At 67.0% G+C, this 1,676-nt stretch carries 1 protein-coding gene; it reads right to left on the bottom strand.

Annotation, left to right across the window (positions count from 1 at the left end; all coding sequences use genetic code 11):
* Positions 1-261: 261 nt before the first annotated feature.
* The gene (gene tolB, locus VGV58_RS15540) at positions 262-1,569 is read right to left on the bottom strand and encodes a Tol-Pal system beta propeller repeat protein TolB (protein WP_326874943.1); all 1,308 of its coding nucleotides are present in this window, start codon (positions 1,567-1,569) and stop codon (positions 262-264) included.
* Positions 1,570-1,676 lie beyond the last annotated feature (107 nt).

The raw sequence follows: 1,676 nt of genomic DNA, 5'->3' as shown, positions 1-1,676 counted from the left end.
GCCGCCACGGCGACCACGAGAACCACCAGCGCGGCAGCACGCAGCACGGCGAGAAGGGGCGTTACTGAACGCATCCGGGTTGACTCCTAATCGGAAGGATTTGAGACGCCTTTTTTACCGTTGGTAATCTTAAGGCGGGGTATTCGGGCTTGGTTAATTGTTGGTCATTCTGGCGCGAATGTGGCCGGAATCCGGGCTTTTCCGTGATGTTGCGGGGAAGACACGGGATCGTGTCTTCCCTCGGCGCATCGCGGAAGCTGCTTAACCGCGCAGCGGCGACCACGCTGGGTCGGAGGCGAAGGACTCGGTCTTGAGGTTGAGCTCGTTCCGGCCCCAGATGTCGATCGAGTGGAGGCTCGGGCCGGCATCGCCGCCCGGATCGCGGAAGAAGCCGATGACGCGGCTGTTCGGCGCCCAGGTCGGACCTTCCTGCACCTGCCCGGAGGACGAGAGGATGCGCTCGCCCGAACCATCGGGCTTCATGATGCCGATGTGGAACTGCCCGCCCGACTGCCGGGTGTAGGCGATGAGATCGCCGGCCGGCGACCAGACCGGGGTGGAGTAGCTACCCTCACCGTAGGAGATGCGCTGCGCACCGCCGCCACCCGCGCCCATGATGTAGAGCTGCGGGCTGCCGCCGCGGTCGCTCTCGAACACGATGCGCGAGCCATCCGGCGAGTAGCAGGGCGAGGTATCGATCGCCGCGCCGCTGGTGAGCTGGGTCGGGTTGCCGCCGCCGACGCCGGCCGCGTAGATGTTGGTGGTGCCGCCATTGGACACCGAGAACACCACAGTGCCGCCATCGGGCGAATAACGCGGCGCGAACGACATCGGCGCGCCGTTGATCAGCTTCTTGGACGCGCCGCCCAGCCCAGCGACGTAGACCTGCGGATTGCCGTCCTCATACGACGTGAAGGTCACCGAGCCGCCGTCGGGCGACAGCCGTGGCGACAGGGTGAGCGCCTTGCCCGAGCTGAGGTACTGCACGTTGAAGCCGTCCTGATCCATGATGGCGAGGCGCTTCACGCGATTGGCCTTGGGGCCGCTCTCGGCGACATAGAGGATGCGGGTGTCGAAATAGCCCGTGCCGCCCGACAGCGAGGCGTAGATCGCGTCGGAGACGATGTGGGCGATGCGGCGGTAGTTCTGCGCGTCGGTCTTGTAAGACTTGCCGACCACCTGGGCCGAAGCCTGGGTGTCCCAGACGCGCACCTGCGAGGCGACTTCGGCCCCGCGCTCCACCGAGCCCATCACCAGCGCGTCGACGGTGGCGGCGCGCCAGGCGGCGAAATCCGGCTCATTGGTGACGTCGCCGACGCGGATCGGCAGCGATGCGGGGTCGAGCGGCACGAACAGCCCGGAGCGCTTGAGGTTGTCGCGCACGATCTGCGCGATCTCGGCGCCGAAGGCCGGGTCGGACGAGGCGAAATCCGGAATGGCGATCGGCAGCGGCACGAAGTTACCGCCGGTGACGACGATCTCGACCAGCGCCTGCGACGGGGTGGCGAGGGCAAAGGCGCCGCCCGCGACGCCGAGTTTGAGCGCATTGCGCCGGGTGATCAGGGTCATCTTACGTCTCCATCTTTCTCGGGCGTCGGGGTCACTCAGAACTCCCGCGCTGCAAACTGGGCTCGGACATCCTGCCCGGCGGCCACGGTGAACGGGCCGCAGCGCTG

The organism is Allobosea sp., from assembly GCF_035944895.1.
In the GTDB taxonomy this organism is placed as follows: domain Bacteria; phylum Pseudomonadota; class Alphaproteobacteria; order Rhizobiales; family Beijerinckiaceae; genus Allobosea.
The sequence above is the reverse complement of the archived record's forward strand: the minus strand, read 5'-3'. Positions and strand labels throughout refer to the sequence as shown.

Coding starts and splice junctions, on each gene's coding strand:
- tolB (WP_326874943.1), bottom strand. CDS start 1,569: ATGACCCTGATCACCCGGCGCAATGCGCTCAAACTCGGCGTCGCGGGC.